The sequence below is a fragment of the Tellurirhabdus rosea genome, from assembly GCF_026278345.1.
GTDB lineage: Bacteria > Bacteroidota > Bacteroidia > Cytophagales > Spirosomataceae > Tellurirhabdus > Tellurirhabdus rosea.
This window is the reverse complement of sequence record NZ_CP111085.1, coordinates 1,053,332-1,078,466: the sequence shown is the minus strand read 5'-3', so window position 1 is coordinate 1,078,466 and position 25,135 is coordinate 1,053,332. Positions and strand designations below refer to the sequence as shown.

Genomic DNA, 25,135 nt, shown 5'->3' with positions numbered 1-25,135 from the left:
TGGGTCTACACAGTTTCAATCGAGAATTCAACCGGTATGATCCGGAAAGCCAGCAAGGTCAAAACGACCCGGCTAACCGGTTAGCCGGTTTGGCTTGGGGATTGACCGGCTCCCGACTTAAAGGCATCCGGGCTTTTTTTATACCTTTGCCGCGCTACTTCCGCCGTGAAACAACTCAAATGAACGATTCTTTTCTGCGCAGGCCGCTTTTCTGGCAACTGCTGGCTGTGCTGCTGCTGATTCCCGCCCTGTTTACCCACCTCGGTCTGCTGCCCCTCGATACCGGCTCCGACGAACCCCGCCGGGCGCTGGTTGCTCTCGAAATGATTTTCTCCGGGGATTACATCACGCCGACCCTCAACGGAGAGCCGTATTTCAACAAACCGCCGGGCTACAACTGGCTGATTGCGCTGTCGTATACCGCTTTCGGCAACTTCTCGTCCTTTGCGCTGCGTTTCCCGATGGCCGTTTCGCTGGTGCTCTACGGACTGACCATCTTTCTGCTGGTCCGGAAAGAACTGGGCAGCCGGGTGGGCTTTGCGGCGGCGCTTATGCTGGTCACCAACGCCCGGATTCTGCTCTACGATTCGCTGCTGGGCCTGATCGACATTGCCTTTTCGTGGCTCACCTTCGCCGCCTTTATTCTGGTTTACCAGTTCGACCGAAAGAAAAACTACTGGGCGCTGTTCCTGACTACGTACCTTCTGACGGCCGTCGGCTACATGATGAAAGGCCTGCCGTCACTGGTGTTTCAGGGCCTGACGCTGGGGAGCTATTTTCTGTACACTCGCCAGTTCCGCAGGCTTTTTCACCCGGCGCATTTTGCGGGCGTGGCCCTTTTTCTGCTGCTGGTGGGCAGTTACTACGTTGCCTATTTCACCCGAAATAACATCCCGCCTGAGAAGATCGCCGCCGTGCTGTTCGACGAAAGCGCCAAACGGACGGTGGTGCAGTTTGGCATTACGGAGACGCTGCTGCATCTGGTGACGTTTCCTTTCCAGATGCTGTATTTCTACGCGCCCTGGATGCTGATGGTGGTGTTTCTGCTCCGGAAGCCGAAAGCCGACTCGTCCGGAATGCCGTTTTTCCAGAAAATAACGTCCTGGGCGGCCACGCTGCACCCGTTCATCCTGTTCAACGCGGTGACGTTTGCGGTCAACTTCGTCATTTACTGGTCGTCGCCGCAGGTATACGCGCGGTATCTGTTCATGCTGCTGCCGCTCTTGTTCACCATTTTTGCTTATTCCTACTACGAAAGCCGCCCCACGGACTGGCGCCGCCGGGGCTGGGACGGGCTGATGGGCATCGTGTTGACCGTGGTGACCATCGGCTGCTGGACGCCTTTTTTTATGCCGGAAACAAAAGACATGCCCGACCTCTGGTGGCAGGTGCCGCTGATTTTTGTGGCGCTGGCCTTCGTCACCTGGCAGTACTGGCGGCAACCGGCCAACCGGCTCGTCATTCTGTTCGCGTTTCTGGGCGTGGTCCGGATTGGGTTCAACTGGTTTGTATTGCCGCCTCGCATCGAACACCGGCAGTTTTACAAGGATTCTTCGGAGAAAGTAGCCCGACTGTCGCTCGGCAAACCGCTTTACGGCTACAAGGAAACCATCGGCCGGGACGGCTCCACGGACGTGAACAGCTGCCACATTGAGGTCGTCCGGGGCGAGGTGCTGAAACGGACGGATCAGAAAATTCCCGGCGCGCTCTACATCGCGGATTCGGCCAGTCTGGCGGGCGAGCGTTACCGGGTCCTGCACGAGTTCTTGCTCTTCGATCAATGGCCCGCCAAATTGGTACAATTCGAATAATCGGCGGTAGTTCGTCGGCAATAAGCTGTATTTTTCGGGTATCAATTCACGAACTTGCCTACCTTTGCCGGACGGAAGTCACTCTTTTCCGCAAAAACGTATGAAACCATATGTTTCCGTTGTCATCTGCGTCTATAACGAGGAGGGCAATATTTTTCCGATGATTGAAGCCGTTGACCGGGCGATGTCCGTCTACGAATACGAAACCATCTTTGTCAACGACGGCTCGAAAGACAACACGCTGGGCGAACTGAAGTCCGTTCACAACGACCGGCTGGTGATTATCGACCTGCAAAAGAACTACGGGCAGAGCATGGCCCTTGCGGCGGGTATCGAAAAGGCCCGGGGCGAGTACATCGTGACGATGGACGGCGATCTGCAGAACGACCCGTCCGACATTCCGGCCATGCTGCGCCGCGCCGAAGAAGGGGATTTCGACCTGGTAGCGGGCATCCGGGCCAACCGGCAGGACGGTATGTTCCTCCGCAAAATTCCGAGCCGCATCGCCAACTGGATGATCCGGCAGGCGTCGGATGTGCACCTGAAAGATTACGGCTGCGCCCTGAAAGTGATCCGGGCGGACCTGGCCAAAAGCCTCGGCCTGTACGGCGAACTCCACCGTTTTATCCTGCTGCTGGCGGCGCTCGAAGGGGCGCGAATGTCGCAGATGGACGTCAAGCACCACCCGCGGCTGGTCGGCCAGTCGAAATACGGGTTGGGCCGCACGCTGAAGGTGATGAGCGACCTCATTCTGATGCTGTTCCTGAAAAAGTACCTGCGGAAGCCGATGCACCTCTTTGGCAACTGGGGTATCCTGTCGCTGCTGGTGGGGCTGCTCATCAATGGTTATCTGCTGGTCGAAAAACTGCTCGGCAACGACATCTGGGGCCGCCCGCTGCTGATTCTGGGCGTTATGCTGGTCATCGCGGGTATCCAGCTCATCATGTTCGGCATCATGACCGAACTGCAAATGCGGACCTACTACGAATCGCAGGACAAGAAACCGTACAAAATCCGGCGCATCTACCGGGCGGAAGAAACCCTGTTCAATGAAGAATTAAAAATGAAAAATTAAAAGTAAGACCTACACCAGTAGAGTTGCCGCTGTTTCAAAAGCGGATAATTCTTCATTTTTCATTTTTAATTCTTAACTAAAAACTGTGCCCGGCTACGTCAAAACCATCCTCAAAATCGCCCTTTCGGCTTTGTCGCTCTGGCTGGTGTTCCGGAAGATCGACGTGGACGAGGTGTGGGCGGTGATTCGGCGGACGGCTCCGGGCGGGCTGGCTCTGGCGACCGGCTTTTACCTGATTTCGCGGGTGCTGGGGGCCGAGCGGCTGCGTAGTCTGTTCGGGCAGGTGGGTCTGCGGCTGGGCGTGGGGCCGAGCCTCAAGCTGTACTGGCTGGGCATGTATTACAACCTGTTTCTGCCGGGCGGTATCGGCGGCGACGGCTATAAAGTGTATCTGCTCAACCGCCTGACCGGCACGCCCGTGAAGCCGCTGGTGCAGGCCACGGTGCTCGACCGGGTGATTGGCATTCTGCCGCTGGGATACGGGCTGCTGCTGCTGTTTCCGGACCTTCCGCAGGGGCCGGTGCCGTTCTGGGTGGCCCTGCCGCTGATTGCCCTGTCGCATTGGGTGGCCGCCGTCCTGATTCAGCGATTCCTGCCGACCTTCCGGCCTGTGTTCCTCCGGGCCACGGTGCAGTCGGTTGGGGTGCAGGTGTCGCAGATGATTCAGATGGTGGTGCTGCTCTACGCCATCGATGCGCAGGGGTCGGTGCCGGGTTACCTGTTTATCTTTCTGCTCTCGTCGATCGTTTCCATTCTCCCGTTTACCATCGGGGGAGCCGGAGCGCGGGAGCTGACATTTTTGTTCGGGGCGCAGGTATTAGGACTGCCTCAGGAAACTGCCGTCGCGGTAAGCTTGTTGTTCTACCTGATAACGGCTTTTGTCTCGCTGACCGGCGTTTTCTTCAGCTTTCGTCCCGTTCTATCCACTAACGACTTAACTACGTGATTATCCTATTAACTGGCGGTGCCGGCTTTATCGGTTCGCATCTGGCCGAAAAATTACTGACAGAAGGACATTCGGTAGTCTGTCTGGACAACCTGGATGCCTATTACGACCCCGCGATCAAGCGGAAAAATCTGGCCGAAGCCCGCCAGAACAGCCGGTACACGTTTGTGGAAGGCGACATTCGGGACGGGGCGCTGGTGGGCTCGCTGTTTGCGGCCTACCCCTTCGACGCCGTCATTCACCTGGCGGCGCGGGCGGGCGTCCGGCCGTCGGTGCAGGACCCGGCGCTGTATTTCGACGTGAATGTGCAGGGCACGCTGACCCTGTTGCAGGCCATGCAGACGGCGGGGGTGCGGAAAATGGTTTTTGCGTCTTCCTCGTCGGTATACGGCGATTCGGCCGTGGTGCCTTTCTCTGAACGGGAGGCCTGCGACCGGCCGCTTTCTCCTTACGCCGCTTCCAAACGGGCCGCGGAGCTGCTTTGCCACACGTTTCACCACCTGTACGGATTTGATATTTTCTGCCTGCGGTTCTTTACGGTCTACGGTCCCCGGCAGCGGCCCGAAATGGCCATCAGCCAGTTTACCGACCAGATTCTCCACGGAAAGCCCATTCCGGTATTCGGCGACGGCTCCACCTCACGGGATTATACTTTTGTCGAGGACATTGTGAAAGGCATCATGCAGTCGCTGTACAGCGTCAAAGGTTACGAAGTGCTGAACATCGGCGGCTCGGACCCGATTTCGCTCAGCGGACTCATCAGTACGCTGGAAAAGGCCGTCGGAAAGTCGGCGTTGCTGAACCATCTGCCTATGCAGCCCGGCGACGTGCAGCGGACCTTTGCGGACATCAGCAAGGCCCGGACTCTCATCGGTTACGAGCCCACCGTTTCGGTTCAGGAAGGCGTCCGGCGGTTTGTGGAGTGGTACTGCGGAGAAGCCCGGCCCCAGACGGTGAACTGAGCCGCTGTCGGACCCGAAGAATTGGAAGGCGTTTGAGCTATCAGACGCCTTTTTTATTGGTTATCCAGCAACGCCTCCACCGCCTGCACGGGCAGCAGCTCCCCGGCCCGTACTTTCCTTTCGACGGCTTCCAGCCGCTCCCGGATGCCCGGCTGGCTGTAGAAACGCTCTTCCAGTTGCTGCCGCAGGTAATTCCGCATCCAGTCCAGATTCTGCGCCTGCCGCAGCCGGTCGCGGTGGCCGGTTCGGGTTAGCTGTTCCTGATGTTTTGTGATGATCTGCCAGAGGTCGGCGATGCCCCGGTTTTCGGTGGCCGAGCAGGTCAGCACGGGCGGCATCCAGCCGGTAGGAGCGGGCGGAAAAAGGTGCAGGGCGTTCGCGTAGTCGATTCGGGCGCGGTCGGCGGCGGCCCGGTTGTCGCCGTCGGCTTTGGTGATGGCGATGGCGTCGGCGAGTTCCATGATGCCGCGTTTCATGCCTTGCAGTTCGTCACCGGCCCCGGCCAGCATCAGCAGCAGAAAAAAATCGACCATGCCGTGCACCAGCGTTTCGGACTGGCCCACGCCCACGGTTTCGATCAGAATGACGTCAAAGCCCGCCGCTTCGCAGAGGAGCATCGTTTCGCGGGTGCGGTGCGCCACGCCGCCCAGCGAGTCGCCCGCCGGGGAAGGCCGGATGTAGGCCTGCGGGTCCACCGACAGGGTTTCCATCCGTGTTTTGTCGCCCAGAATACTGCCTTTCGAACGCTGGCTGCTGGGATCGATGGCGAGCACGGCCAGTCGCCTGCCCAGGCCCGTCAGGTGTTTGCCGAAGGATTCGATAAAGGTACTTTTGCCGACGCCCGGAACGCCCGTAATGCCCAGCCGCACGGCGTTGCCCGTATGCGGCAGAATCCGTGCGAGCACCTGCCCGGCCAGTTCGCGGTCGCTCGGCAGGCGGCTTTCAATGAGCGTGATGGCCCGGCTCAGCACGAGCCGGTCGTGGGCAAGAACTCCGGAAACGTATTGGTCGGCGGTCAGTCGGCGCATGCACAAAGAAAAGCATTACACCCGAACGGCGGCATCCTGCCGGGCGCTTTCTTCCATCCAGCGGCGGATGATCTGCGTCAGCGGCTTGGCTTCGATCAGAAAGCCGTCGTGGCCGTAGAGCGAGTCAATTTCCTCGTACCGGGCGTCGGGGATGTGCCGGGCCAGAAACTGCTGCTCACCCGGCGGAAACAGGATGTCGGAGCGGATGCCGACCACCAGTGTCCGGGCTTTGACGCGGTTGAGGGCATTGATAATGCTGCCCCGGTTGCGGCCCACGTTATGCGAATCCATCGCCTTCGACAGGTGCCAGTAGGTGTAGGCGTTGAAGCGTTTGACGAGTTTATCGCCCTGGTATTGCTGGTAGCTCGACGCTTTGTACTGGTCCAGTTGTTCGTTGTGGTCGAGCGCCTGCGTAAAGCCGTAGGTGTCGTAGTTGCGGTAGGAGAGGAGGGCCACCGAGCGGGCCGCTTTCATCCCAGCTGCCCCGGCATCGTCGCGGCTTTCGGTCCAGGTTGGGTCAGCCGAAATGGCCATCCGCTGCGATTCGTTGAAGGCGATTCCCCAGGGCGAGTGCACGGCGTTGGTGGCAATCAGAATCAGATTTTTGATTAGTTCCGGCTGCTGGATTCCCCATTCGACGGCCTGCTGCCCGCCCAGCGAACCGCCGATGCAGGTGTGAATCCGGTCGATGCCCAGTTCCTGCCGCAGCAAATCCAGCGCCCCGACCATGTCGCGGATGGTGACCATCGGAAAATCGTGGTAAAACGCCTTGCCCGTGCGGGGGTTCACCGACAGCGGACCCGTGGAGCCGTAGCAGGAACTCAGCACGTTGGCGCAGATGATGAATTGCCGCGTCGGGTCGAAATACTTGCCGGGGCCGACCATGCCGTCCCACCAGTCGGCCGCGTCGGCGCTGCCGGTCAGGGCATGGCAAATCCAGACGACATTCGAGCCGTCGTCGTTCCGTTCGCCCCAGGTCTGATAGGCCAGCCGGAACCCCGGAAGTTCTTCTCCGCTTTCGAGCGGAAAGGAAAATTTGTAATCGAAGTAATGCAGATTCAAAATGATGCTAGTTTTCTGTTTTCCGTTTTGTGTTTTCGGTTGTCTGTTTTCGGTTGCATCATGGCAGAGAATCACACCCAGCGAAGCAACGGAAAACACAAAACAGAAAACACAAAACGGAGAACTGATTAACTCAATACCGCCTCAGCCACCGCCGCAAACGCCTGTTCGAGGTCGGCTTTGATGTCGTCGATATGCTCGATGCCCGCCGAAATGCGCAGCAGGCCCGGTTCTACGCCCGCCGATTCCTGCTCCAGTTCCGACAACTGCTGGTGCGTGGTCGAAGCCGGGTGGATGATGAGCGTTTTGGAGTCGCCGACGTTGGCGAGGTGGCTCACTAATTTCAGCTTGTTGACAAATGTGTCGGCTACTTCCCGGCCGCCTTTAATCTTGAACATAAAGACGCCGCCGAAGCCCCGTTTCAGGTATTTCTGGGCCAGTTCGTGGTACTTGCTGCTGGGCAGGCCGGGGTAGTTGACAAATTCGACCTGCTCGTGCTGCTCCAGCCACTGGGCCAGGGCGAGCGCATTTTCCACCGTCCGGTCGACGCGCAGCGACAGGGTTTCGAGGCCCTGAAGCAGCAGGAACGAGTTGAACGGGCTGATGGCCGGCCCCCAGTCGCGCAGCCCTTCCACCCGGGCGCGGATGATGAACTGGATGTTGCCGAACGGGCCGTTGACGCCGAAAACGTCGCTGAACACCAGTCCGTGATACCCCGGCGACGGTTCCGAAAACTGCGGAAACTTGCCGTTTCCCCAGTTGTATTTGCCGCTGTCGACGATCACGCCGCCGATGCTCGTGCCGTGGCCGCCGATCCACTTGGTAGCCGATTCGACCACCACCGCCGCGCCGTGTTCGATGGGCCGGAAGAGGTAGCCGCCCGCCCCGAAGGTGTTGTCCACGATCAGCGGGATGTCGTATTTCTGCGCCAGGGCCGCAAAGGCTTCCCAGTCCGGAATGTTGAAGCCGGGGTTACCGATGGTTTCCAGGTACAGCGCCTTCGTGTTTTCGTCGATCAGTTTTTCGAAGCTTTCGACCTTATCGCCTTCCGCAAAGCGAACGTCTACACCCAGCCGTTTGAAGGAAACCTTGAACTGGTTGTAAGTGCCGCCGTAGAGGTAGGAGGTGGTTACAAAGTTGTCGCCCGCGTTCAGGATGTTGTTGAGCGCGATGAACTGCGCCGCCTGTCCGGAGGCCACGGCCAGGGCCGCCACGCCGCCTTCGAGTGCTGCCACCCGCTTCTCGAACACGTCGGTGGTCGGGTTCATGATGCGGGTGTAAATATTGCCAAACGCTTTCAGGGCGAACAGGTCGGCGCCGTGGGCCGAGTCGTTGAAAACGTAGGAGGTTGTCTGGTAAATGGGGACCGCCCGGGAGTTGGTGGCCGGGTCTACTTCCTGCCCGGCATGGAGCTGAAGCGTTTCAAAATGCAGTGGATTTGCCATTGGTGGTTTACGAATTAGCCTGTATAGACAGATGGATATGAATGGATGACATGGAAAGAACCGGGCATGAGGATGCGCCGGAGCACACGGAGATCGTCCTGAAATCCGCAGCGACAGGTAGAATTGTTCAACGGCCCGCGTGGGGCATACAACATCGGATGTAGTACATGCTAATCAGTGATTTATAGTTCCTAACGGTCCGCCATCGAATATGCGCTGACGGGTGCTTAGGCAGGATGTAGCACCTTGCCGTGCGGCAGGTTGCCAGAGGTTCGCAGAGCCTGGTCTCTCCCCCCTTCTGTATAAATCCGTCGTGCCGGTTACCCGGGCTGGGCCAAAAACCGGCCCGAACGAAGAATTGATATGCAAGTATAAACAACAAACCCGTTCGGTGCAATTCGGAGGCTGGTTTTTTGGCAAAGTGGTTCCTGCCGCTTCGTAAAAGGGGTAAAATAATCTGCCGGGGGCCTTTTGCCGATACGTACTGCGTGTTACTTTTGTGCCAGGACTCTCCGTATTTATGTCACAGACTTACCGCTTCGACAAAGACAACGCCACCCGGAAGCCGGGCGTTACCTCGCTCAAGGACGCTATCGGGCTGATGCTGAGGTCCTACCAGTTGCAGACCCGCTTCAACGAAACCTACCTGGAGGCTTTCTGGGAAAAGATGATGGGTAAGTCCATCGCCTCCCGGACCAACCGCCTCTACGTCAAAGACCGCATTCTGTACATCGAAATCTCCTCCGCCCCGCTGCGCAGCGAACTCGTCATTGCCAAGCAGAAAATGATTCAGCTCATCAACCGGGATATGGGAACGGACGTGATCGATGACGTTGTATTCATCTAAGCCGCTTCGGAATTTATTTCGGCGAAGCCTTGTAGTAGAAGCACTCTCTTACCGCAACGGCTGCATGTATGGCCCACGTTTCCAGAAAAACGAATTCTTCAAACCGACTGACCTCTTTTCGCCTGGGTGGCCGGCAGGCCAGTAAACTGGTCGAAGAGGAAGAACAACGCCCCGACCTCGGTTTCGGAACCCGCTTCAACGACACCAAAGTCCGGCTCCTCAACAAGGATGGTTCCTTCAACGTCCGGCACGTAAACGCTTCTTTTCTGGCGGAACTGAATTTGTTTCACCGCCTGATCGTAATGCCGTGGCCGAAGTTTTTCGGTATGGTCATTCTGGCCTTTGTGCTGACCAACTTCATTTTTGCCGGCGTGTACTCGCTGCTGGGCTACGAACACCTGATGGGCATTCGGGGCAAATCCGCCTGGGACCTGTTCTGGGAAGCTTATTTTTTCAGCGTTCAGACGCTGACCACCGTCGGCTACGGCCGCATCAGTCCGGTGGGTTTCTGGGCCAGTGCCTTCGCCGCGCTGGAGTCGCTGACGGGCCTGCTGACCTTTGCGCTCGCCACCGGTTTGCTCTACGCCCGCTTTTCGCGCCCGACGCCCCGCATCCGCTTCAGCGAAACGGCCGTGTTTGCGCCCTACCTCGATGTCAATGCCTTCATGTTCCGGATCGTCAACGAGCGGAGCAACCAGCTCATCGACGTGGAAATCGACGTGACGATGTCCCGGCTGGAACCGGCCGCCGACGGCTCCCTCGCCCGGAAGTACTTCAATCTGACGCTTGAGCGCCGCAAGGTCGCGTTTTTCCCGACGAACTGGACGCTCGTGCATCCGATCACGGCCGAGAGTCCGCTGGTGGGCTGTACTCCCGAAAAACTGGAAGAGTCCGATACCGAATTCCTGATTATCCTGCATGCCGTGGACGACACCTTCTCGCAGCAGGTCCACCTCCGGTATTCTTACCGATATGACGAAATCCGCTGGGGGCATAAGTTTGTGCCCATGTTCAACCAGGCCAAACGGGGCATGGTCGTACTGGATGTCGAGAAGCTGAGCGAGACGCGGGAAGCACCGCTAAATCTTTGAACCGGGATTACGCAGATTCGAGAATTAACTCTGATGGATGGAGGTTAGGGATGAAGGGATTTTTTGGGTTTTGTCTGGGAGATGAAACCCTTGTTTGTGCGAATGGGTCCTTTCGAAAAATTCCGGGCCCGGTCTGGAATGCTGAATTGCCGCCGGTGCCCTACTTTTGCCGAAAGCTTTTCTTGCAGCACTCAGCATTTAACAATACCTCATGCGCGTTCCCCCATTTCTCAGGCCCGGCGATACCGTTGGCCTCGTTGCCCTGGCCAGCCGCCTCGATTACGATACCCTCGAACCTGCTTTCCGAATTCTCCGCGACGAGTGGAAGCTGAACGTGCTGGAAGGCCAGTCCCTGACCAGCAGCCACTTTCAGTTTGCCGGGGACGATGCCCTGCGGCTCCACGACTTCCAGCACATGCTCGACAATCCGGACGTTCGGGCCGTTTTCTCCGTCCGGGGCGGGTACGGAAGCTACCGGCTGCTCGACGGGCTGGATTTTACCGGTTTTCAAAACCATCCGAAATGGGTCGTGGGTTTCAGCGACATTACAGCGGTCCACTACCATTTGCAGACCCTGGGCGTCGAAAGTCTGCATGCCGTTATGCCCAAACTGTTCGGGCAGGAGGGCGGCGGCCCGGCCGTTGAAACGCTCCGGCAATGGCTTTTTGGCGAGAAGGTCGCTCCGTACGCCACCGCGCCGCACCCGCTGAACCGCCCGGGAAAGGCCACCGGCCCGCTGCTGGGCGGCAACCTGACCATGCTGACCAACATGCTGGCAACCCCCTCGGACGTGGACTATCGCGGCAGAATTCTGTTTATCGAAGACATCGACGAGACGTATTTCTCCCTCGACCGGATGCTGCTGCAACTGCGGCGCGCCGGGCGACTGGAAAAGCTGGCGGGGCTGTTGGTCGGTCAGTTTTCGGACATGCGGATCAACGAAACGGCCCCTTTTGGCAAAACAACGGACGAAATCATCGCGGAACACGTAGCCGGTTACGATTACCCGGTCTGCTTTAATTTTCCGGTCGGACACGTGGCCCTGAATCTGGCCCTGCCGGTTGGCCACGAGGCGACCCTAGAGGTACTGGACTCCGGTGCCCGGCTGATTTTTTCCTAAAGCGCCAAAAGAAACGGCCCGGCTTGTTCAATTCTGACAGAACAAGCCGGGCCGTCTCTTTTTTGGCTAATCTAAAACTGGTACAAAACGCGGGCCCGGACGCCGCCGGTGAAGGTGTTGAAGCCGTTCGGAGCCGTTTTGAACGGTACATTAATCAGCGGCCCGACCTGCAGCGCAATCCGGTCCCACTGTTTTTCGATGGGCATCGACACCGCCCAGGTCGTGTACCAGTCGTTGGGGCGGCGGACGCCGATAAGTTTCTGGTTAAAATCGCCCGGTCCGCGGCGGTAGGTGAACGTAATGCGCTCGTCCGCCTGAAGGCTGAACGTGGCTCCGGCCGAAGGAATCGCCGTAAACCCGTTGCCGATCGGCAGGCGTACCCCGACCGATACCGGGACCTGCCACAAAACCGTCTTCCGGTCAATGTTGGTGATGTCGTGGCGGGGGTCGATGCCGGGAACGTAGTCACGCCGGAAGTCTTTAAGGGTTTTCCGGTTGAATTCGATGTCCGTCAGGAAGTCGCCGCCGATGAGCACACTGCGGTTGATTCCGGCACTGACCACCAGATGCCGACCGAGCAGCACTTCTCCGGCAAAGCCGACACTGCGCTGCCCAATCGCCAGATCGCCGCCGAGTCCGGCCCGTACCCGGAAAAGGGGCACCGGTTCTTCGATGGTGGGCTTGCTCAGCAGGGCCGGATTGGTCTGGAACCGTACCCGCCGGGAGCGGCGCGCGTATCGGTCGACAAAATAGGCCGAGTCCGGACGAATCGGGAGGCTTTTCATCAGCTCAAGAGCGGCCAGACCGGTAGGGGCGGAACCCGCTTCCGAGCCGCTGGCCGACGGAGCAGGACTGTCCATCGCCCCGCTGCCGCCCCGGTTGCCGGAGGTCCCGGAAGGCGTGGAATACGTCGGCCCCAAAGGCTGGTTCCCGCCCGTGCGGCGACCCGCGTAAGAGTCATTTTTGCGGAAATCACCGCTTCGTCTGTTGCTTCCGCCAGCCTCTTCCGCTGTGTTCTGCAAGGAATTGCCCGACCGGGAGGTAACCCGGCGGCTGTCCGGACGGGTGCCGGTACGGAGCCGGTTTTCCGAAGCGTTGCCGTTTGACTCATCCGGGTTGGACGGAACCGCCTCCCGGTCCGGCGCCGTGCCGGTTTCCGCTTTCGTGTCCCGGTCAGCGGCCGAAAGCGCCTCATTCCGGTCAGATTGAACCCGGTCTGCCAGCGCTTCTTCAGTGCCCGGACGCTGGCCGTCCGGTGTCAGATAAACCGGTTTTTCGACGTACCGGGTAATGTAAACCGTATCCACTTCCCGGACAGGTGTGGGCAGCGCCGCCGAACCCGTGGGTTGTTGTTTCTTCTTCAACGCAGCCACCTGAGACCGCAGCACTTCGATGGCCGCCGCCTTTTGCTGGTTGGCCTGGTAGAGCCAGAAGGACCCGGCCAGCAGCACCGTCGCCACGGAGGCCGCGGCCGCTGTCAGCCCCCACCGCAGCTGCCACATCGGTTTCACAACCGGAGCGGGTAGCCGGGACTGCAAACGGGTCCACGCAGATTCCTGATAATCAGGATCGACGCTTTCCAGTTTGCGGCGGATGGATTCGTTGAACTTATCAGTTTTCATACAATTTTGTATTCGTCAACGTGTCACTCGAAAAAAAAACCGGGTAGGCCGCGCGGATCATCTCCTGCAAGCGGAGCCGCGCCCGCAGAAAATGCGACCGGACCGTGGCTTCGTTGCTGTCCAGCATCCCGGCAATTTCGCGGAGGCTGTAGCCATCGACTACATGCAGCGAAAACACCGTGCGGTGCGAGGGCGGCAACTGCTGAACCATCGCCAGAATCTCGTCGGCGGCAATGCGGTCGACCACACTCTCGTCGAAGGTCGCGTCCATGCCCGCCTCCAGACCCGCCACCGTGTCCAGCTTGTGGTATTTTCGGTGATAACTGATGGCCGTGTTGATAACGATGGCCCGCAGCCAGCCCTTGAAGGCGTGTGCGCGGTCGTACTGGTGCAGCCGCTGGAAGACTTTCAGGAAGCTGTCATTGAGAATCTCTTCGGCCTCTTCGGTGGAAGCGGCGTAGCGCAGGCAGACGCTCTTGGCGTAGCTGTAGAACTGCCGGAAGAGGGTACGCTGGGCCTGCGCTTCCCCCGCCAGGCAAGCCGTCAGGACGCTGTCCAGGTCCTGTTCCGAGAAAGAAGAGCGTTTACGAAAAAACAAAGGCCTTTGTCGATTATCGTTACAGAGACAAATACGTGGTTCGGCAACGAATCGTTGCGGCCTGTCGTATAATTTTTCATAAAAATAAAATTCCGAAAATTTTTTAATCCCGCTGCAACACAGCTTTTGAGCCCCGGCGTATTTACCCATGAACAGAAGCAAACCCGGCCTGATTGCCACCGACGAACGGGTATTCTGTCGAGGAAGCATGAATCGAAATGAATTTTTAAAATCAATGGGTTTCCGGGGGGCTGCGCTTTGGGCTCTGCTGGCGTCCTGTCAGAACAGCCAGGAGGTGACTCCCATTGGTCCGGTGGATTTCGATCTGGACCTGAGCGAGCCCGCCAATGCGCTGCTTCTGAAACCGGGCGGCTACGTGGTGCGAAACAGCGTTGTCGTGGCCCGCACGCTGACCGGGGCGCTGGTGGCGGCTTCCCAGGTATGCAGCCACGAAGGACAGCGGCAGATCACGTTTCGCAACAATGAATTTTACTGTACCGCCCACGGTGCCCGCTTCGATACCGGCGGCAACGGGCTCAATGCCAACGGACGACGCGGTCTGACCGTCTACAAAGTGGACCAGAAAGGGCCAATCGTCCGGGTGTATTCCTAAGTTTTAACTACAATTTTCCCAAATCAAACGTACAAAACCATGAAAAAAGGAGTGCTGTACCTGGGGGCCGTTGCCCTTGTTAGTGTGGCCTTATGGTCATGTGATCAGAATCAGACCGCTGTTGAGCCGGAAACGGCCGATACCGCCGTCAATAGCACCGCCCGCCTGGCGGGAGATACCACCGGCTTTCACAGCAAAAAGAAACTGACCAAGATCGCCGCAACGGAACTGCCTGCCACGGTTTCCAGCTACGTTTCGACGAATTATTCCGGTGCCACGATCGCTTATGCGGCAAAGGACGATTCCGGCAATATTCTGGTGGCCCTGACGCAGAACAACGAGCGCAAAACGCTGCTTTTCAATTCGGATGGGACATTCAACCGGGAGGTAGCTCGTCCGGAAGGCCGTAAACCGGGTCCGAGAGGCGGACGCGACAGCCTGCAGACGGTTGCGGAAGCGGATCTGCCCGCCAACATCAAGTCGTACATCGCCGCGACCTACGCCGGCGCGACCATCCATCTGGCCGCCAAAGATGCCAGCCGCGGTTATTTCGTGATGATTACGGTCAACAACGAGAAGAAGACGCTGGTCTTCAACACCGACGGGACGTTCAAGGAAGAGCTGGTCCGCAAACCGAAAGAGAAGTTTGAACGGATCGACGTGGCTACCCTGCCGACGGCCGTAACGGAATACGTCTCGAAGAACTACGCCGGTTCGACGATTGAAGTAGCGGGCAAAAATGCATCCGGCCAGTTTCTGGTGTGGGTGAAACCGGCCACGGGTCGTCCGGTGGCGCTGGTTTTCGCGGCTGACGGCACCTTTGTGCAGAAGCTCGAACACCGCCGATAGGAGAGAATGATTGGGTTGACAACCGGAAAGGCTGACGCGGGGCACCACCCGGCTGTCAGCCTTTTTTATAAAATGACCAGAAGGCTGTTCGGCACGACCTGCACCCGCATGGTGTCGGTAAGTAGTTCTACCGGCTCGCCGTCGATGTGAATGGAAAGCGGTCCCTCGCCCGAAATCGTGACAGACCGGAATCGCTGGGTTTGCAGGTAGGGCGACTGATGCAGCGTTTTGCGGAAAAGCCGCCAGGCCAGTATCCCGGCCGCCTGCTTCGGGAACGGCTGAAGCGCGCAGAGATCGAGCTGTCCGTCCGCAATGTTGGCCTGCGGCGCAATCCAGGCGTTGTTGCCGAACTGCCCGGCATTGGCGACGGTCAGCGAGAAAAGCGTGTGGGGCTGTCCGTCGATGCGGTAGGTCTGGGGGCGGTAGGTCTGAAACGCGCCGAAGGCTGTGCGGATGTAGGAAGGCAATCCCCGGGTAGGCTGCCGGGCGAACAAATGCGCCACGTGTGCGTCGAAGCCGACGCCCGCCGTGCAGAAAAACGGCAGTTCGTTGATCCGCCCGCTGTCGATCACGACCGGTCTGCCGGAAACGGCCCGTGCCGCCGCCTGCCGGGGCGAAAGCGGAATGCCGAGGTGCCGCGCCAGGCCGTTGCCCGACCCGACGGGCACCATGCCGAGGGCCGTTCGGGTGTGGAGCAGCGCGTTGGCCGTTTCGTTCAGGGTGCCGTCACCGCCGATGGCGATGACCCGCCCCAATCCGGCATCGACGGCTGTGCGGGCCAGTTCGGTGGCGTGGCCGGGACGTTCGGTGAAGACGGCCTCCGGCGTGAAGCCTTCCCGGGCGGCCAGTTTCTGCAGATCAGCCACCAGTCGCTGCTTGGCCGGGAGGGAAGCCGTTCCCGATAAGGGGTTAATAATGAGCAGTAAATCCGGTCGGGCCACGTTCAGGAGAAGAAAACGAACAGAAGGAGGATGAAGAGGATAATGAAGACGTAATACCAGCCGTCGGAAAAGATGTAAGGTTTATAGTCTTCGTAAAATTTGCGAATTCGGTTCATTTTGTAAGTTTGGGCTGCAAGCCAGCCTTTTCACCGGCCTAAAGTTCCAACTATTTCCCCACAAAAATGAAACGAATCGCCTGTCTTTTCCTTTGTCTTTTCACTTTTTACACCGCCCTGGCGCAGTCGCCACAAGACCGGAAAGCCATTCTGGGCATTTTGAACCGGCAGATTGCTGACTGGAACGCCGGCAACGTCGACGCCTTCATGAACGGCTACTGGAAGTCGGACTCCCTGACGTTTGTGGGCAAGGTCGGCGTGACCTACGGGTACGACGCCACGCTTTCCAACTACCGCAAGCGCTATCCCGACCGGGCTTCGATGGGTACGCTCAAGTTTGACATTCTCCGCCTGACGTTTCCGGCCAAAGGTGCGGCCTACGTCATTGGCCGCTGGCACCTGACCCGGCCCCAGATCGGCGATGTCGGCGGTTCGTTTACGCTGCTCTGGCAGAAAATCGGTGGGAAATGGGTGATTGTAAGCGATCATTCCAGCTGACGGGTACGGGTGAACCCTTTTCCGTCGCACCGCCAGCAGAACCAGAATTACCGGCAAACCTGTATTTTTGCCGTTTCAACTCCAGATTCATGACGCCAATTTCTGTCAATGCCGTGCACACGCACCGCTTCCGGTTTTCACAGGCCGATGTAGAAGAGTTCGCCCGCGTGACCGGCGATAATAACCCGCTTCACCTCGATGCCGAATACGCGGCCCAGACGCCCTTCAAACGACCGATCATCCACGGTATGCTGGGCGCCAGCATTTTTACGAAAGTACTGGGAACCGAATTTCCGGGATATGGATCGGTCTACCTGAAGCAGACGCTGGAATTTCTGCGGCCGATGTTCGTCGATACGGATTACGAAGCGGTTTTTACGGTGATTTCCATTAATTCCGACAAGCACACGGCCGACATCCAGGGCGAACTGAAGGACCTGCAAACGGGAAAGGTCACTACGCGGGGTATCGCGACGCTGATGCACCGGGAAAAGATTCAATAACCCCGTCAGCGGTCACAGACCCTGACCGGGGAAAATCAAAAAGGCGACCCGAGCGGGTCGCCTTTTTGATTGAGTCGGGAGGATTAGGCTTTCTCCGTAGAGTTTTTCTTATCCTGAACTTCCGAACGGATTTCCTGAGCAAGGGTCTTCAGGTCCTGCATGCCTTTGCGAACGCGGGTGCCCGCAGCCTGGTTGCCTTTCTCGTAGAATTTTTCAAAATCTGATTCCAGTGACATTACCAGATTCTTGATCTCATCGAAACGTGCCATATCGATACGTATGGGTTTAAGTGAATGAAAAAACGCCTTAAAACGCCTAAAAATCGCGCTTTTTGCGAAATATACGCATTATATGAAACAGCGCAAGTAGACAGGTAAAAAAATCAAAGGAAAAGTCCAAAAAAAAGCTTTTTCATTAGGCAGTGGTCAACGAGTGGGCTTTTTTAGCGGAATTTGCGGATTTTTTGGGCCTGACCGATAAAAAAAAGGTGGCTCGCACCGGAATCCGAATCCCGGGTGCGAGCCACCGGCTCAATCTTTGTTTTGTCCTAATCAGGCGGTCGGGGCCGTGGCTAGTTCGGTCTGGCGGTAGAAGCCTTCCGAAAGCTTCCGGGCTACGTCCGAGAAGGCGTTCAGCGTGAATTCGACGTCTTCCAGGGTGTGCGCGGCCGTCGGAATGATCCGCAGCATCACCACGCCTTTCGGAACCACCGGGTACACCACGATCGAACAGAAAATGCCGTGGTTTTCGCGCATGTCCCGTACCAGCGCCGTCACTTCCGGAACGCCGCCGTCGCTTTGCATCAGCACCGGCGTGACCGGCGAAGTGGTATCGCCGATGTTGAAACCCCGCTCACGCAGACCGTTCTGCAGGGCGCGTACGTTCTCCCACAGCTTTTCGCGCAGTTCGGGGCGGGTTTTGATCAGTTCCAGGCGTTTCAGGCCACCGACCACATACGGCATCGGCAGGGCCTTGGCGTAGGTCTGCGAGCGCATGTTGTACTTCAGGTACATGATGATGTCGTGGTCGCCGGCGATGAAAGCACCGATGGCGGCCATCGACTTGGCGAAGGTCGAGAAGTACAGGTCGATGCCGTCCTGACAACCCTGCATTTCGCCGACACCCGCGCCGGTTGCGCCCATCGTACCGAAGCCGTGCGCGTCGTCGACCAGCAGCTTGAATTCGTATTTCTGTTTCAGGTCCACGATTTCTTTCAGCGCGCCGACTTTGCCCGACATGCCGAACACCCCTTCCGTAATCACCAGAATGCCGCCGCCTTTTTCTTCGGCTTTCTTAGTGGCCCGGATCAGGTTCTTTTCGAGGCTTTCGATATCGTTGTGGTTGAATTTATAATATTCGCCCATCTTCGCTTTGTGGAGGCGAATACCGTCGATCAGACAGGCGTGGCATTCGGCATCGTACACAATGACGTCGCGGTGGTCAACGACCGCCTCAATGGCCGACATGACGCCCTGGTAGCCGTAGTTCAGCAGGAAGGCGTCTTCTTTGCCGACGAATTCGGCGAGTTCTTTTTCGAAATGCTCGTGCAGGTCGGAGTTCCCGGACATCATGCGGGCACCCATCGGATAGGCCAGACCCCACTGCGCTGACGCTTCCGCGTCTACCTGACGGACTTCCGGATGATTGGCGAGACCAAGGTAGTTGTTCAGACTCCAGTTGAGAACTTCCCGTCCCCGAAAGGTCATATGCGGTCCCAATTCGCCTTCCAGCTTCGGAAATGCGAAATAATGGTGTCCTTTGAGTGCCTGAGAATAAGAGCCGATAGGGCCTAAATTGCTGCGTAATTTCTCGAATAAATCCACTTTATAGCCTGTTTTATCGGTTTATAATGAGAATTTTATTGTGATAAGTGCAAAAGTAAGTGAAATTCACTTAAGGGCAAATCTACAGACTCGAATTGAAATTCCGGGGATGAAAGTTATTTTTGACGACATTAAAATTTTTGGCTGATTCCGGGCCCCTTTCGCCTGCGGTAACCGGGCCAGACCCCAAACCCATGACCAAAATCAGGAAACTTCTCGTCGCCAACCGGGGCGAAATTGCGCTGCGCGTGATGCGTACGGCCCGCGAAATGGGCATCCGGACCGTTGCCATTTACAGCGAAGCCGACCGGCTGTCGCCCCACGTCCGGTACGCCGACGAAGCGGTGTGTGTCGGTCCGGCACCTTCCGCAGAGTCGTATCTGAAAGCCGACGTCATCATCGACGTGTGCCGCAAACTCAACGTCGACGCGATTCATCCCGGGTACGGCTTTTTGTCCGAAAATGCGGCTTTTGCCCGGCTGGTCCGCGAGGCGGGACTGATCTTTGTCGGCCCGTCGCCCGAAGCCATCGAAATCATGGGCAGCAAGCTCGGCGCCAAGGCGGCCGTGGCGGCGTACAACATTCCGATGGTGCCCGGCACGCCGGATGCCATCATGGACCGCGGGGAGGCCAAACGGACGGCGGCCCAGATCGGTTACCCGATTCTGATCAAGGCCAGCGCGGGCGGCGGCGGCAAAGGCATGCGGATCGTCGAGCGGGAAGAAGAGTTCGACGAAGGCATGGACCGGGCCGTCAGCGAAGCCATTTCCGCTTTCGGCGACGGGTCGGTGTTTATCGAAAAGTACGTTACCTCGCCCCGGCACGTGGAGATTCAGGTGCTTGGCGACCAGCACGGCAACATCATTCACCTCTTCGAGCGGGAATGTTCGGTGCAGCGGCGGCACCAGAAAGTGGTCGAAGAAGCCCCCTCGGCCATCCTGACGCCCCAGATCCGGGCCGAAATGGGCCGCTGCGCGGTGGACGTGGCCCGTGCCTGTGGTTACTACGGGGCCGGGACCGTCGAATTTATCGTGGACGACCAACTGAATTTTTATTTCCTGGAAATGAACACCCGCCTCCAGGTCGAGCACCCTGTCACCGAGCAGATTACGGGCATTGACCTGGTGAAGCAGATGATTTACATTGCCGAAGGCAAGCCACTGGAAATCAGACAGGAGGCGCTGGAAATCAAAGGCCATGCCGTGGAGGTCCGCGTCTACGCCGAAGACCCGGCCAACAACTTCCTGCCCGACGTCGGGACGCTGCACACGTATGTCCGGCCGCAGGGCAACGGCGTTCGTCTGGACGACGGCTTTGAGGAAGGCATGACCATCCCGATCTTCTACGACCCGATGATCGCCAAACTCATCACCTACGGAGCCACCCGCGAGGAAGCCATCGAAAAAATGATCCGGGCGATCGACGAATACCAGATTTCCGGGGTGCAGACGACCCTGCCGTTCTGCCGCTTTGTGATGGAGCACGAAGCCTTCCGCAGCGGCCAGTTCGACACGCATTTTGTGCAGCGGTATTTCACGCCCGAAATGCTGCAGCAAACGGGGGATGCTACCGAAACCCGACTGGCGGCGGCTCTGGCGGCCTACCTGCTCGAAACCGGCAAGCCGAAAGGAAAAGCCGCGGCGGGGGAAGTGGTGACGCAAAAGAGCAAATGGCGCGAGCGGCGGCTCGGTTAACCGGGGCTATCAACCTGAACGGCTGTGCAGAACGCAATTGCTCCTGGCTTATCAACGGCAACCCCGCGATCCCGAACGAATCAGAACGCACTTTCAGGTCGTAAGAAGGTCGCCGGATTGAGGCCGCGGATTGAGTATAATCGACGGTCCTGTTCCTTCCTATCGGCAGATGACAAAACAATTCCGTATCCCATGAAACGCCTGTTTACCTTCCTGATGGCAACCGCCCTGCTGGCCGGTTGCGCCGGTTCCAAAAACACAAACTCGTCGGCTACCAAAGACGGCTGGGTTCGCATATTTGACGGCAAGACCTTTACCGGCTGGAAAGCCGCCGAAAATCCGTCCACCTTCACCATTCAGGACGGCGCGCTGGTCGTTTACGGCGAACGGGCCCACCTGTTCTACGAAGGCCCTATCGGTAACCACGATTTCAAGAATTTTGAGTGGAAAGCGACCATCAAAACGGCACCCGGGGCCAACTCCGGCATGTTCATTCACACGGCTTACCAGGAAAAAGGCTGGCCGAACGTCGGGCACGAAATTCAGGTGAACCAGACCCACGAAGACTGGCGGAAAACGGGCAGCGTTTACGCTTTTCAGGACGTGCGGGACGTGTTTGTAAAAGACAACGAGTGGTACACCCAGCACATCATCGTGAAAGACAACAAGGTGACGATCAAGGTCAACGACAAAGTCATTAACGAATACACCGAAGCCACCAACCCCGACCGCAAAGGAGGCAGCGTCCGGAAAGTGCTGAACCACGGCACCATCGCCATCCAGGGCCACGACCCGGCCAGCAAGGTGCTTTATAAGGATATTATGGTGAAGGTTTTGTAAATGATTGAATTTTGAACGATTGAATAATTGATTGGCTCCGCATCAATGCAGAAACTGGCGGAGCCAATCAATCATTCAATCATTCAAAATTCAATCATTCACTTAAACGCCTGAATGCTGTAGTTATTCGATTGCAGCAGCGCGGGGTTACCCATTGCCTGCTGGATTTCGCCGATGCGGGCGTTGAGCGTGTAGATGCGACCGTTCACGGGCGTGTTGGTGGTCGCCTGGAAATAGCCCTGGGTGTCGTTTTTCACGAGCGAGGCCGACTGCCAGTTGTTGGTGCTGCGGACCTGCGAAACCTGGCTGCCGCTGCCGGTGACGATGTACAGGTCATTGCCGACCAGCGTCATGCCGTCGCCGCCCTGAAGAGTAACGCCGCTCACTTCCGAGATGGCGTTGTTGTTCTGAAGGTCAATTTTGAAGAGCTTGCCTTCGCTCGTTTTCACCACGATCAGATAGCCGTTCGGGTGGTACACGATGCCGTTCAGACCAAAACTGGTGCTGGCAAACCGGGAATCGTTGACCAGAATGCTCGCCTGCCCGTCGCGGGTAACGCGGTAGACCACCGGCGCGAAGGAATCGGTGACGTAAACGGTGCCATCAGGAGCGATGGCGAGGTCGTTGGCGAAGTGGTTGACGTTCGGCAGCAGGTTGTCGAGGTCAACCCGGCGTTCCAACTGGCGGGAGCCGATGTTGATCACCAGCAGTTCGGCCGTTTTGGTGGCCGTTTGTGGCGAACTTTTGGTCGAAACGCCGTTGTCGCTGTTGCAGACCAGAATCCGCCCGTCGGCAACTTTAACGCCCACCCCGCTGATGAGTTCGGGCGGGGCAATCAGGTCTTCATACTTGCCGTTGACATCCACGGTGCCCAGCTTTCCCTGCGTCAGCGACGTAATGACAAACCGGTTCAGCTGGGCCGAATAGGCAATGCCTTCGGGGTACTGGCGCGGTGCCACAAATTCGATTCGCTCCGGAAAACCGGCGTTGGGGCTGGCCGGATGGTCTTCGCAGGCGGTAAGGCCGGAGATTGCCGTGACGAGTAAGGCCGTGGAGTACCAGGTTCTTTTCATACGCTGTGTAAGTTTGGAGTGGAGAAGATATGGTCAGGCGAGGCCGCCGGGAGAGCGGCGGCCCGTGCATAAAAGATGTTGTTACCTCTTTTGTTTGCTTAATTTTACAGAACGGCCTCCAAACACCGACTTTGTGCCGAAACATCTCCCTGCTTTCCCGGTTTCACAGTATACACCGACTCTATTTTGTTCGTTATGAAACATTTTGAAACCCTCACGGAAGCCATGGAAGACCTGCGGGAACGCGGGTATACGGCCGAATTTGCCCCCAAAGGCGATTTTCTGGAAGAAACCGGCAGCAGCAAGCAGTTTAAAAGTGACGAATTTCACGTGGATGAATTCCACCGTTTTGAAGGCACCTCCGACCCCGGCGATGAAATGACGTTGTTCGGCATCTCGACCAGCAACGGACTCAAGGGCGTCTTTGTGTTTGGCATGGGAGCCTACGCCAACGAAGCTTCGGCGGCGCTCATGCAGAAATTCTCCATCTCCGACCGGCCCGACGTCAACACGGAAGGGGCCGTCCAGCCCATCAAAGCCGTTGGTCTGGCAGAGAATGGTGAGCAATAAGTTTCTGCGGGTAGCGGACGGGGGACGCCTGAATTGGATTTTGCCAATTTTGTCCGTTACCATTAAAAGAAATAGGTGCATGTTTTTGCTTAATTGCAAAAATCTATTAGTCATTCACCATCAACTGCCTACTTTTTTCCTATTTTTGCGCTCCTTTAGGAACACTCGTTCTTTTCTGACTGTATGAAACTGTCCGAATTCAAGTTTGACTTGCCCCAAAGTCTTGTTGCACTATACCCGCCGGACCGTGGGGAGGCCCGGCTGATGGTGGTTGATCGTAAGACCAAGACCATTGAACATAAGCAATTCTCGGATATCCTGTCGTACTTCGACGACGGTGATGTCATGGTCATCAACAACACCAAAGTTTTTCCGGCGCGCCTGTACGGAAACAAGGAAAAAACCGGTGCCAAAATCGAGGTTTTCCTGCTTCGCGAACTGAACCGGGAAATGCGTCTGTGGGATGTGCTGGTTGATCCCGCCCGGAAAATCCGTGTCGGCAACAAATTGTATTTCGGTGACAGTGACCTGGTTGCGGAAGTGATCGACAACACGACCTCGCGCGGCCGGACCATACGGTTCCTTTTCGAAGGCTCGCATGAGGAATTCATGAAGGCTGTCGATGAACTGGGTGAAACCCCGCTGCCCCGCGAAATCCGCCGCAAAACGGAGGACGCCGACCGCGACCGGTACCAGACTATCTTCGCCGAACACATCGGAGCCGTGGCCGCACCGACCGCCGGGATGCACTTCACGAAAGCCATCATGAAGCGCATGGAAATCAAAGGCATCCACTTCGCGCCCATCACTCTGCACGTCGGACTCGGCACCTTCCGCCCGGTGGATGTGGAGGACCTGACCAAGCACAAGACGGATTCGGAGAATTACATCATCACGGACCCTTCGGCCAAACTCGTCAACGACGCGCTGGACAACGGCCGACGGGTCTGCGCCGTAGGCACAACGTCCCTGAAAGCGGTGGAGTCTTCGGTTTCGGCCAACAGCCGCCTGAAAGGGGTGGAGGGCTGGACGGACAAGTTCATCTTCCCGCCTTACGAATTTAAAATTGCCAACTCGCTGCTGACCAACTTCCACCTTCCGGAGTCTATTCTCATCATGATGACCTGCGCCTTTGGCGGATACGATCTGGTGATGAAAGCCTACGAGGAAGCCATCCGGGAGAAATACCGCTTCTTCAGCTACGGAGACGCGATGTTGATTCTTTAGGAGGAAAGGAGGAAGGGGAGGAAAAGAGCAAGGTATAGCCATTCGGATAACCTTGCTCTTTTCCTCCCCTTCCTCCTTTCCTCCCTTTCCTCCTTTTTCCATGAATCAATTCGTCATAATTGTTGCCGGAGGAAGCGGCAGCCGGATGGGGAGCGAGATGCCCAAGCAGTTTCTGCCGGTGGGCGGACTGCCCATTCTGATGCACACCATCCGGCGTTTTCGGCTGTATTCGGCCGATCTGAAGCCCATTCTGGTACTGCCCGAAGCCCAGATTCCGGTTTGGGAAGACCTTTGCCGAACGCATCAGTTTGCCGAGCCGGTCGAGGTGACGCCCGGCGGCGCATCCCGTTTCCAGTCCGTGCGGAACGGCCTCTCCCGCATCCCGTCGGAAGAGGGGCTGGTGGCCGTGCACGACGGGGTCCGTCCGTTCGTGACGACCGACATGATCCGGAACGGTTTTGAAACGGCCGCCCGCACCGGCTCGGCCGTTACCTGTGTTCCGCTGAAAGATTCCGCCCGGCTGCTCCACCCCGATGGCCGCAGCGAAGCCGTCGACCGCACGCAGTACCGCCTGATCCAGACGCCGCAGACTTTCCAGCTCGCTCTTTTCCGCAACGCTTTCCTGACGCCCGAACAGCCCTTCTTCACCGATTGCGCCTCCGTCGTCGAATACGCCGGCTTCCCCATCACCCTCATCGACGGCGCCTACGAAAACATCAAAATCACCACCCCGGAAGACCTGGTGTGGGCGGAAAGCTTTTTGGTTGAACGTTGAACGTAT

General features: G+C 57.7%; 25 protein-coding genes and 1 riboswitch. Of the genes, 16 read left to right on the top strand and 9 right to left on the bottom strand.

What is annotated here, in order from left to right:
* Window positions 1–179: 179 nt before the first annotated feature.
* From ORG26_RS04465 to ORG26_RS04450, 4 genes are all read left to right on the top strand, one after another.
* Complete coding sequence (locus ORG26_RS04465) at window positions 180–1,811, top strand: ArnT family glycosyltransferase (RefSeq protein WP_266367328.1); 1,632 nt, start codon at window positions 180–182, stop codon at window positions 1,809–1,811.
* A 100-nt stretch (window positions 1,812–1,911) separates the two neighbouring features.
* Complete coding sequence (locus tag ORG26_RS04460; RefSeq protein WP_266367327.1) at window positions 1,912–2,886, top strand: glycosyltransferase family 2 protein; 975 nt, start codon at window positions 1,912–1,914, stop codon at window positions 2,884–2,886.
* A gap of 85 nt (window positions 2,887–2,971) precedes the next feature.
* Window positions 2,972–3,832 carry a lysylphosphatidylglycerol synthase transmembrane domain-containing protein gene (locus tag ORG26_RS04455; protein WP_266367326.1) on the top strand — a complete coding sequence of 287 codons (861 nt, stop codon included), beginning with the start codon at window positions 2,972–2,974 and terminating at the stop codon, window positions 3,830–3,832.
* Window positions 3,829–4,794 (top strand): SDR family NAD(P)-dependent oxidoreductase, encoded by a 966-nt coding sequence (locus ORG26_RS04450; RefSeq protein WP_266367325.1) that lies wholly within the window; start codon window positions 3,829–3,831, stop codon window positions 4,792–4,794. Before ORG26_RS04455 ends, ORG26_RS04450 begins: the two co-directional genes overlap by 4 nt.
* A gap of 53 nt (window positions 4,795–4,847) precedes the next feature.
* On the opposite strand, the gene meaB is transcribed toward ORG26_RS04450, so the two are convergent.
* The 3 genes from meaB to ORG26_RS04435 form a co-directional block, all read right to left on the bottom strand.
* Complete coding sequence (meaB, locus tag ORG26_RS04445; protein ID WP_266367324.1) at window positions 4,848–5,822, bottom strand: methylmalonyl Co-A mutase-associated GTPase MeaB; 975 nt, start codon at window positions 5,820–5,822, stop codon at window positions 4,848–4,850.
* Window positions 5,823–5,837: 15 nt separating this feature from the next.
* Window positions 5,838–6,884, bottom strand: a complete 1,047-nt coding sequence (gene metX / locus ORG26_RS04440) for a homoserine O-acetyltransferase MetX (RefSeq protein WP_266367323.1) — start codon at window positions 6,882–6,884, stop codon at window positions 5,838–5,840.
* Between the two features lie 128 nt (window positions 6,885–7,012).
* On the bottom strand, window positions 7,013–8,329 hold the full coding sequence (locus ORG26_RS04435) for an O-acetylhomoserine aminocarboxypropyltransferase/cysteine synthase family protein (RefSeq protein ID WP_266367322.1): 1,317 nt from the start codon (window positions 8,327–8,329) through the stop codon (window positions 7,013–7,015).
* A gap of 179 nt (window positions 8,330–8,508) precedes the next feature.
* Window positions 8,509–8,638, bottom strand: a riboswitch (SAM riboswitch).
* 211 nt (window positions 8,639–8,849) lie between these two features.
* Here ORG26_RS04435 and ORG26_RS04430 point away from each other — a divergent pair.
* The 3 genes from ORG26_RS04430 (at window position 8,850) to ORG26_RS04420 (ending at window position 11,387) form a co-directional block, all read left to right on the top strand.
* Window positions 8,850–9,176 carry a DciA family protein gene (locus tag ORG26_RS04430; protein ID WP_266367321.1) on the top strand — a complete coding sequence of 109 codons (327 nt, stop codon included), beginning with the start codon at window positions 8,850–8,852 and terminating at the stop codon, window positions 9,174–9,176.
* A gap of 68 nt (window positions 9,177–9,244) precedes the next feature.
* Window positions 9,245–10,267, top strand: a complete 1,023-nt coding sequence (locus ORG26_RS04425; protein ID WP_266367320.1) for an ion channel — start codon at window positions 9,245–9,247, stop codon at window positions 10,265–10,267.
* A 211-nt stretch (window positions 10,268–10,478) separates the two neighbouring features.
* On the top strand, window positions 10,479–11,387 hold the full coding sequence (locus ORG26_RS04420) for a S66 peptidase family protein (protein ID WP_266367319.1): 909 nt from the start codon (window positions 10,479–10,481) through the stop codon (window positions 11,385–11,387).
* Between the two features lie 71 nt (window positions 11,388–11,458).
* Here the strand turns inward: ORG26_RS04420 and ORG26_RS04415 are convergent, their stop codons facing one another.
* Entirely contained in the window at window positions 11,459–13,009 is a 1,551-nt protein-coding gene (locus ORG26_RS04415) for a hypothetical protein (RefSeq protein ID WP_266367318.1), read from the bottom strand.
* Entirely contained in the window at window positions 12,999–13,607 is a 609-nt protein-coding gene (locus tag ORG26_RS04410) for an RNA polymerase sigma factor (protein ID WP_266367317.1), read from the bottom strand. The genes ORG26_RS04415 and ORG26_RS04410 overlap by 11 nt, the downstream gene beginning before the upstream one ends.
* A gap of 148 nt (window positions 13,608–13,755) precedes the next feature.
* On the opposite strand from ORG26_RS04410, the gene ORG26_RS04405 reads away from it, so the two are divergent.
* A complete protein-coding gene (locus ORG26_RS04405; RefSeq protein WP_266367316.1) occupies window positions 13,756–14,220 on the top strand; it encodes a QcrA and Rieske domain-containing protein in 465 nt (154 codons plus the stop codon).
* A 39-nt stretch (window positions 14,221–14,259) separates the two neighbouring features.
* The gene (locus tag ORG26_RS04400; RefSeq protein WP_266367315.1) at window positions 14,260–15,069 is read left to right on the top strand and encodes a PepSY-like domain-containing protein; all 810 of its coding nucleotides are present in this window, start codon (window positions 14,260–14,262) and stop codon (window positions 15,067–15,069) included.
* A 65-nt stretch (window positions 15,070–15,134) separates the two neighbouring features.
* Here ORG26_RS04400 and ORG26_RS04395 read toward each other — a convergent pair whose 3' ends face one another.
* Window positions 15,135–16,010 (bottom strand): diacylglycerol/lipid kinase family protein, encoded by an 876-nt coding sequence (locus tag ORG26_RS04395; protein ID WP_266367314.1) that lies wholly within the window; start codon window positions 16,008–16,010, stop codon window positions 15,135–15,137.
* Window positions 16,011–16,192: 182 nt separating this feature from the next.
* On the opposite strand from ORG26_RS04395, the gene ORG26_RS04390 reads away from it, so the two are divergent.
* Window positions 16,193–16,624 (top strand): YybH family protein, encoded by a 432-nt coding sequence (locus ORG26_RS04390; RefSeq protein WP_266367313.1) that lies wholly within the window; start codon window positions 16,193–16,195, stop codon window positions 16,622–16,624.
* An 89-nt stretch (window positions 16,625–16,713) separates the two neighbouring features.
* Window positions 16,714–17,127: a MaoC family dehydratase gene (locus ORG26_RS04385; RefSeq protein ID WP_266367312.1), complete on the top strand. Its 414-nt coding sequence runs from the start codon at window positions 16,714–16,716 to the stop codon at window positions 17,125–17,127.
* Between the two features lie 83 nt (window positions 17,128–17,210).
* On the opposite strand, the gene ORG26_RS04380 is transcribed toward ORG26_RS04385, so the two are convergent.
* The gene (locus tag ORG26_RS04380) at window positions 17,211–17,396 is read right to left on the bottom strand and encodes a histone H1 (RefSeq protein WP_266367311.1); all 186 of its coding nucleotides are present in this window, start codon (window positions 17,394–17,396) and stop codon (window positions 17,211–17,213) included.
* A 282-nt stretch (window positions 17,397–17,678) separates the two neighbouring features.
* Complete coding sequence (locus tag ORG26_RS04375; RefSeq protein WP_266367310.1) at window positions 17,679–18,950, bottom strand: aminotransferase class I/II-fold pyridoxal phosphate-dependent enzyme; 1,272 nt, start codon at window positions 18,948–18,950, stop codon at window positions 17,679–17,681.
* A 194-nt stretch (window positions 18,951–19,144) separates the two neighbouring features.
* Here ORG26_RS04375 and ORG26_RS04370 point away from each other — a divergent pair, with 194 nt between their 5' ends.
* Both ORG26_RS04370 and ORG26_RS04365 read left to right on the top strand, forming a co-directional pair.
* Window positions 19,145–20,644, top strand: a complete 1,500-nt coding sequence (locus ORG26_RS04370) for an acetyl-CoA carboxylase biotin carboxylase subunit (RefSeq protein WP_266367309.1) — start codon at window positions 19,145–19,147, stop codon at window positions 20,642–20,644.
* A gap of 192 nt (window positions 20,645–20,836) precedes the next feature.
* Entirely contained in the window at window positions 20,837–21,484 is a 648-nt protein-coding gene (locus ORG26_RS04365; protein WP_266367308.1) for a 3-keto-disaccharide hydrolase, read from the top strand.
* 98 nt (window positions 21,485–21,582) lie between these two features.
* Here the strand turns inward: ORG26_RS04365 and ORG26_RS04360 are convergent, their stop codons facing one another.
* Window positions 21,583–22,557 (bottom strand): gluconolaconase, encoded by a 975-nt coding sequence (locus tag ORG26_RS04360; protein WP_266367307.1) that lies wholly within the window; start codon window positions 22,555–22,557, stop codon window positions 21,583–21,585.
* 195 nt (window positions 22,558–22,752) lie between these two features.
* Here ORG26_RS04360 and ORG26_RS04355 point away from each other — a divergent pair, with 195 nt between their 5' ends.
* From ORG26_RS04355 to ORG26_RS04345, 3 genes are all read left to right on the top strand, one after another.
* Window positions 22,753–23,127 (top strand): hypothetical protein, encoded by a 375-nt coding sequence (locus ORG26_RS04355; RefSeq protein ID WP_266367306.1) that lies wholly within the window; start codon window positions 22,753–22,755, stop codon window positions 23,125–23,127.
* Window positions 23,128–23,310: 183 nt separating this feature from the next.
* Window positions 23,311–24,354: a tRNA preQ1(34) S-adenosylmethionine ribosyltransferase-isomerase QueA gene (queA, locus tag ORG26_RS04350; protein WP_266367305.1), complete on the top strand. Its 1,044-nt coding sequence runs from the start codon at window positions 23,311–23,313 to the stop codon at window positions 24,352–24,354.
* Window positions 24,355–24,454: 100 nt separating this feature from the next.
* A complete protein-coding gene (locus ORG26_RS04345; RefSeq protein ID WP_266367304.1) occupies window positions 24,455–25,129 on the top strand; it encodes a 2-C-methyl-D-erythritol 4-phosphate cytidylyltransferase in 675 nt (224 codons plus the stop codon).
* Window positions 25,130–25,135: the final 6 nt, after the last annotated feature.

Coding starts and splice junctions, on each gene's coding strand:
- ORG26_RS04465 (WP_266367328.1), top strand. CDS start 180: ATGAACGATTCTTTTCTGCGCAGGCCGCTTTTCTGGCAACTGCTGGCT.
- ORG26_RS04460 (WP_266367327.1), top strand. CDS start 1,912: ATGAAACCATATGTTTCCGTTGTCATCTGCGTCTATAACGAGGAGGGC.
- meaB (WP_266367324.1), bottom strand. CDS start 5,822: ATGCGCCGACTGACCGCCGACCAATACGTTTCCGGAGTTCTTGCCCAC.
- ORG26_RS04435 (WP_266367322.1), bottom strand. CDS start 8,329: ATGGCAAATCCACTGCATTTTGAAACGCTTCAGCTCCATGCCGGGCAG.
- ORG26_RS04430 (WP_266367321.1), top strand. CDS start 8,850: ATGTCACAGACTTACCGCTTCGACAAAGACAACGCCACCCGGAAGCCG.
- ORG26_RS04425 (WP_266367320.1), top strand. CDS start 9,245: ATGGCCCACGTTTCCAGAAAAACGAATTCTTCAAACCGACTGACCTCT.
- ORG26_RS04420 (WP_266367319.1), top strand. CDS start 10,479: ATGCGCGTTCCCCCATTTCTCAGGCCCGGCGATACCGTTGGCCTCGTT.
- ORG26_RS04415 (WP_266367318.1), bottom strand. CDS start 13,009: ATGAAAACTGATAAGTTCAACGAATCCATCCGCCGCAAACTGGAAAGC.
- ORG26_RS04405 (WP_266367316.1), top strand. CDS start 13,756: ATGAACAGAAGCAAACCCGGCCTGATTGCCACCGACGAACGGGTATTC.
- ORG26_RS04400 (WP_266367315.1), top strand. CDS start 14,260: ATGAAAAAAGGAGTGCTGTACCTGGGGGCCGTTGCCCTTGTTAGTGTG.
- ORG26_RS04390 (WP_266367313.1), top strand. CDS start 16,193: ATGAAACGAATCGCCTGTCTTTTCCTTTGTCTTTTCACTTTTTACACC.
- ORG26_RS04385 (WP_266367312.1), top strand. CDS start 16,714: ATGACGCCAATTTCTGTCAATGCCGTGCACACGCACCGCTTCCGGTTT.
- ORG26_RS04380 (WP_266367311.1), bottom strand. CDS start 17,396: ATGGCACGTTTCGATGAGATCAAGAATCTGGTAATGTCACTGGAATCA.
- ORG26_RS04370 (WP_266367309.1), top strand. CDS start 19,145: ATGACCAAAATCAGGAAACTTCTCGTCGCCAACCGGGGCGAAATTGCG.
- ORG26_RS04365 (WP_266367308.1), top strand. CDS start 20,837: ATGAAACGCCTGTTTACCTTCCTGATGGCAACCGCCCTGCTGGCCGGT.
- ORG26_RS04360 (WP_266367307.1), bottom strand. CDS start 22,557: ATGAAAAGAACCTGGTACTCCACGGCCTTACTCGTCACGGCAATCTCC.
- ORG26_RS04355 (WP_266367306.1), top strand. CDS start 22,753: ATGAAACATTTTGAAACCCTCACGGAAGCCATGGAAGACCTGCGGGAA.
- queA (WP_266367305.1), top strand. CDS start 23,311: ATGAAACTGTCCGAATTCAAGTTTGACTTGCCCCAAAGTCTTGTTGCA.
- ORG26_RS04345 (WP_266367304.1), top strand. CDS start 24,455: ATGAATCAATTCGTCATAATTGTTGCCGGAGGAAGCGGCAGCCGGATG.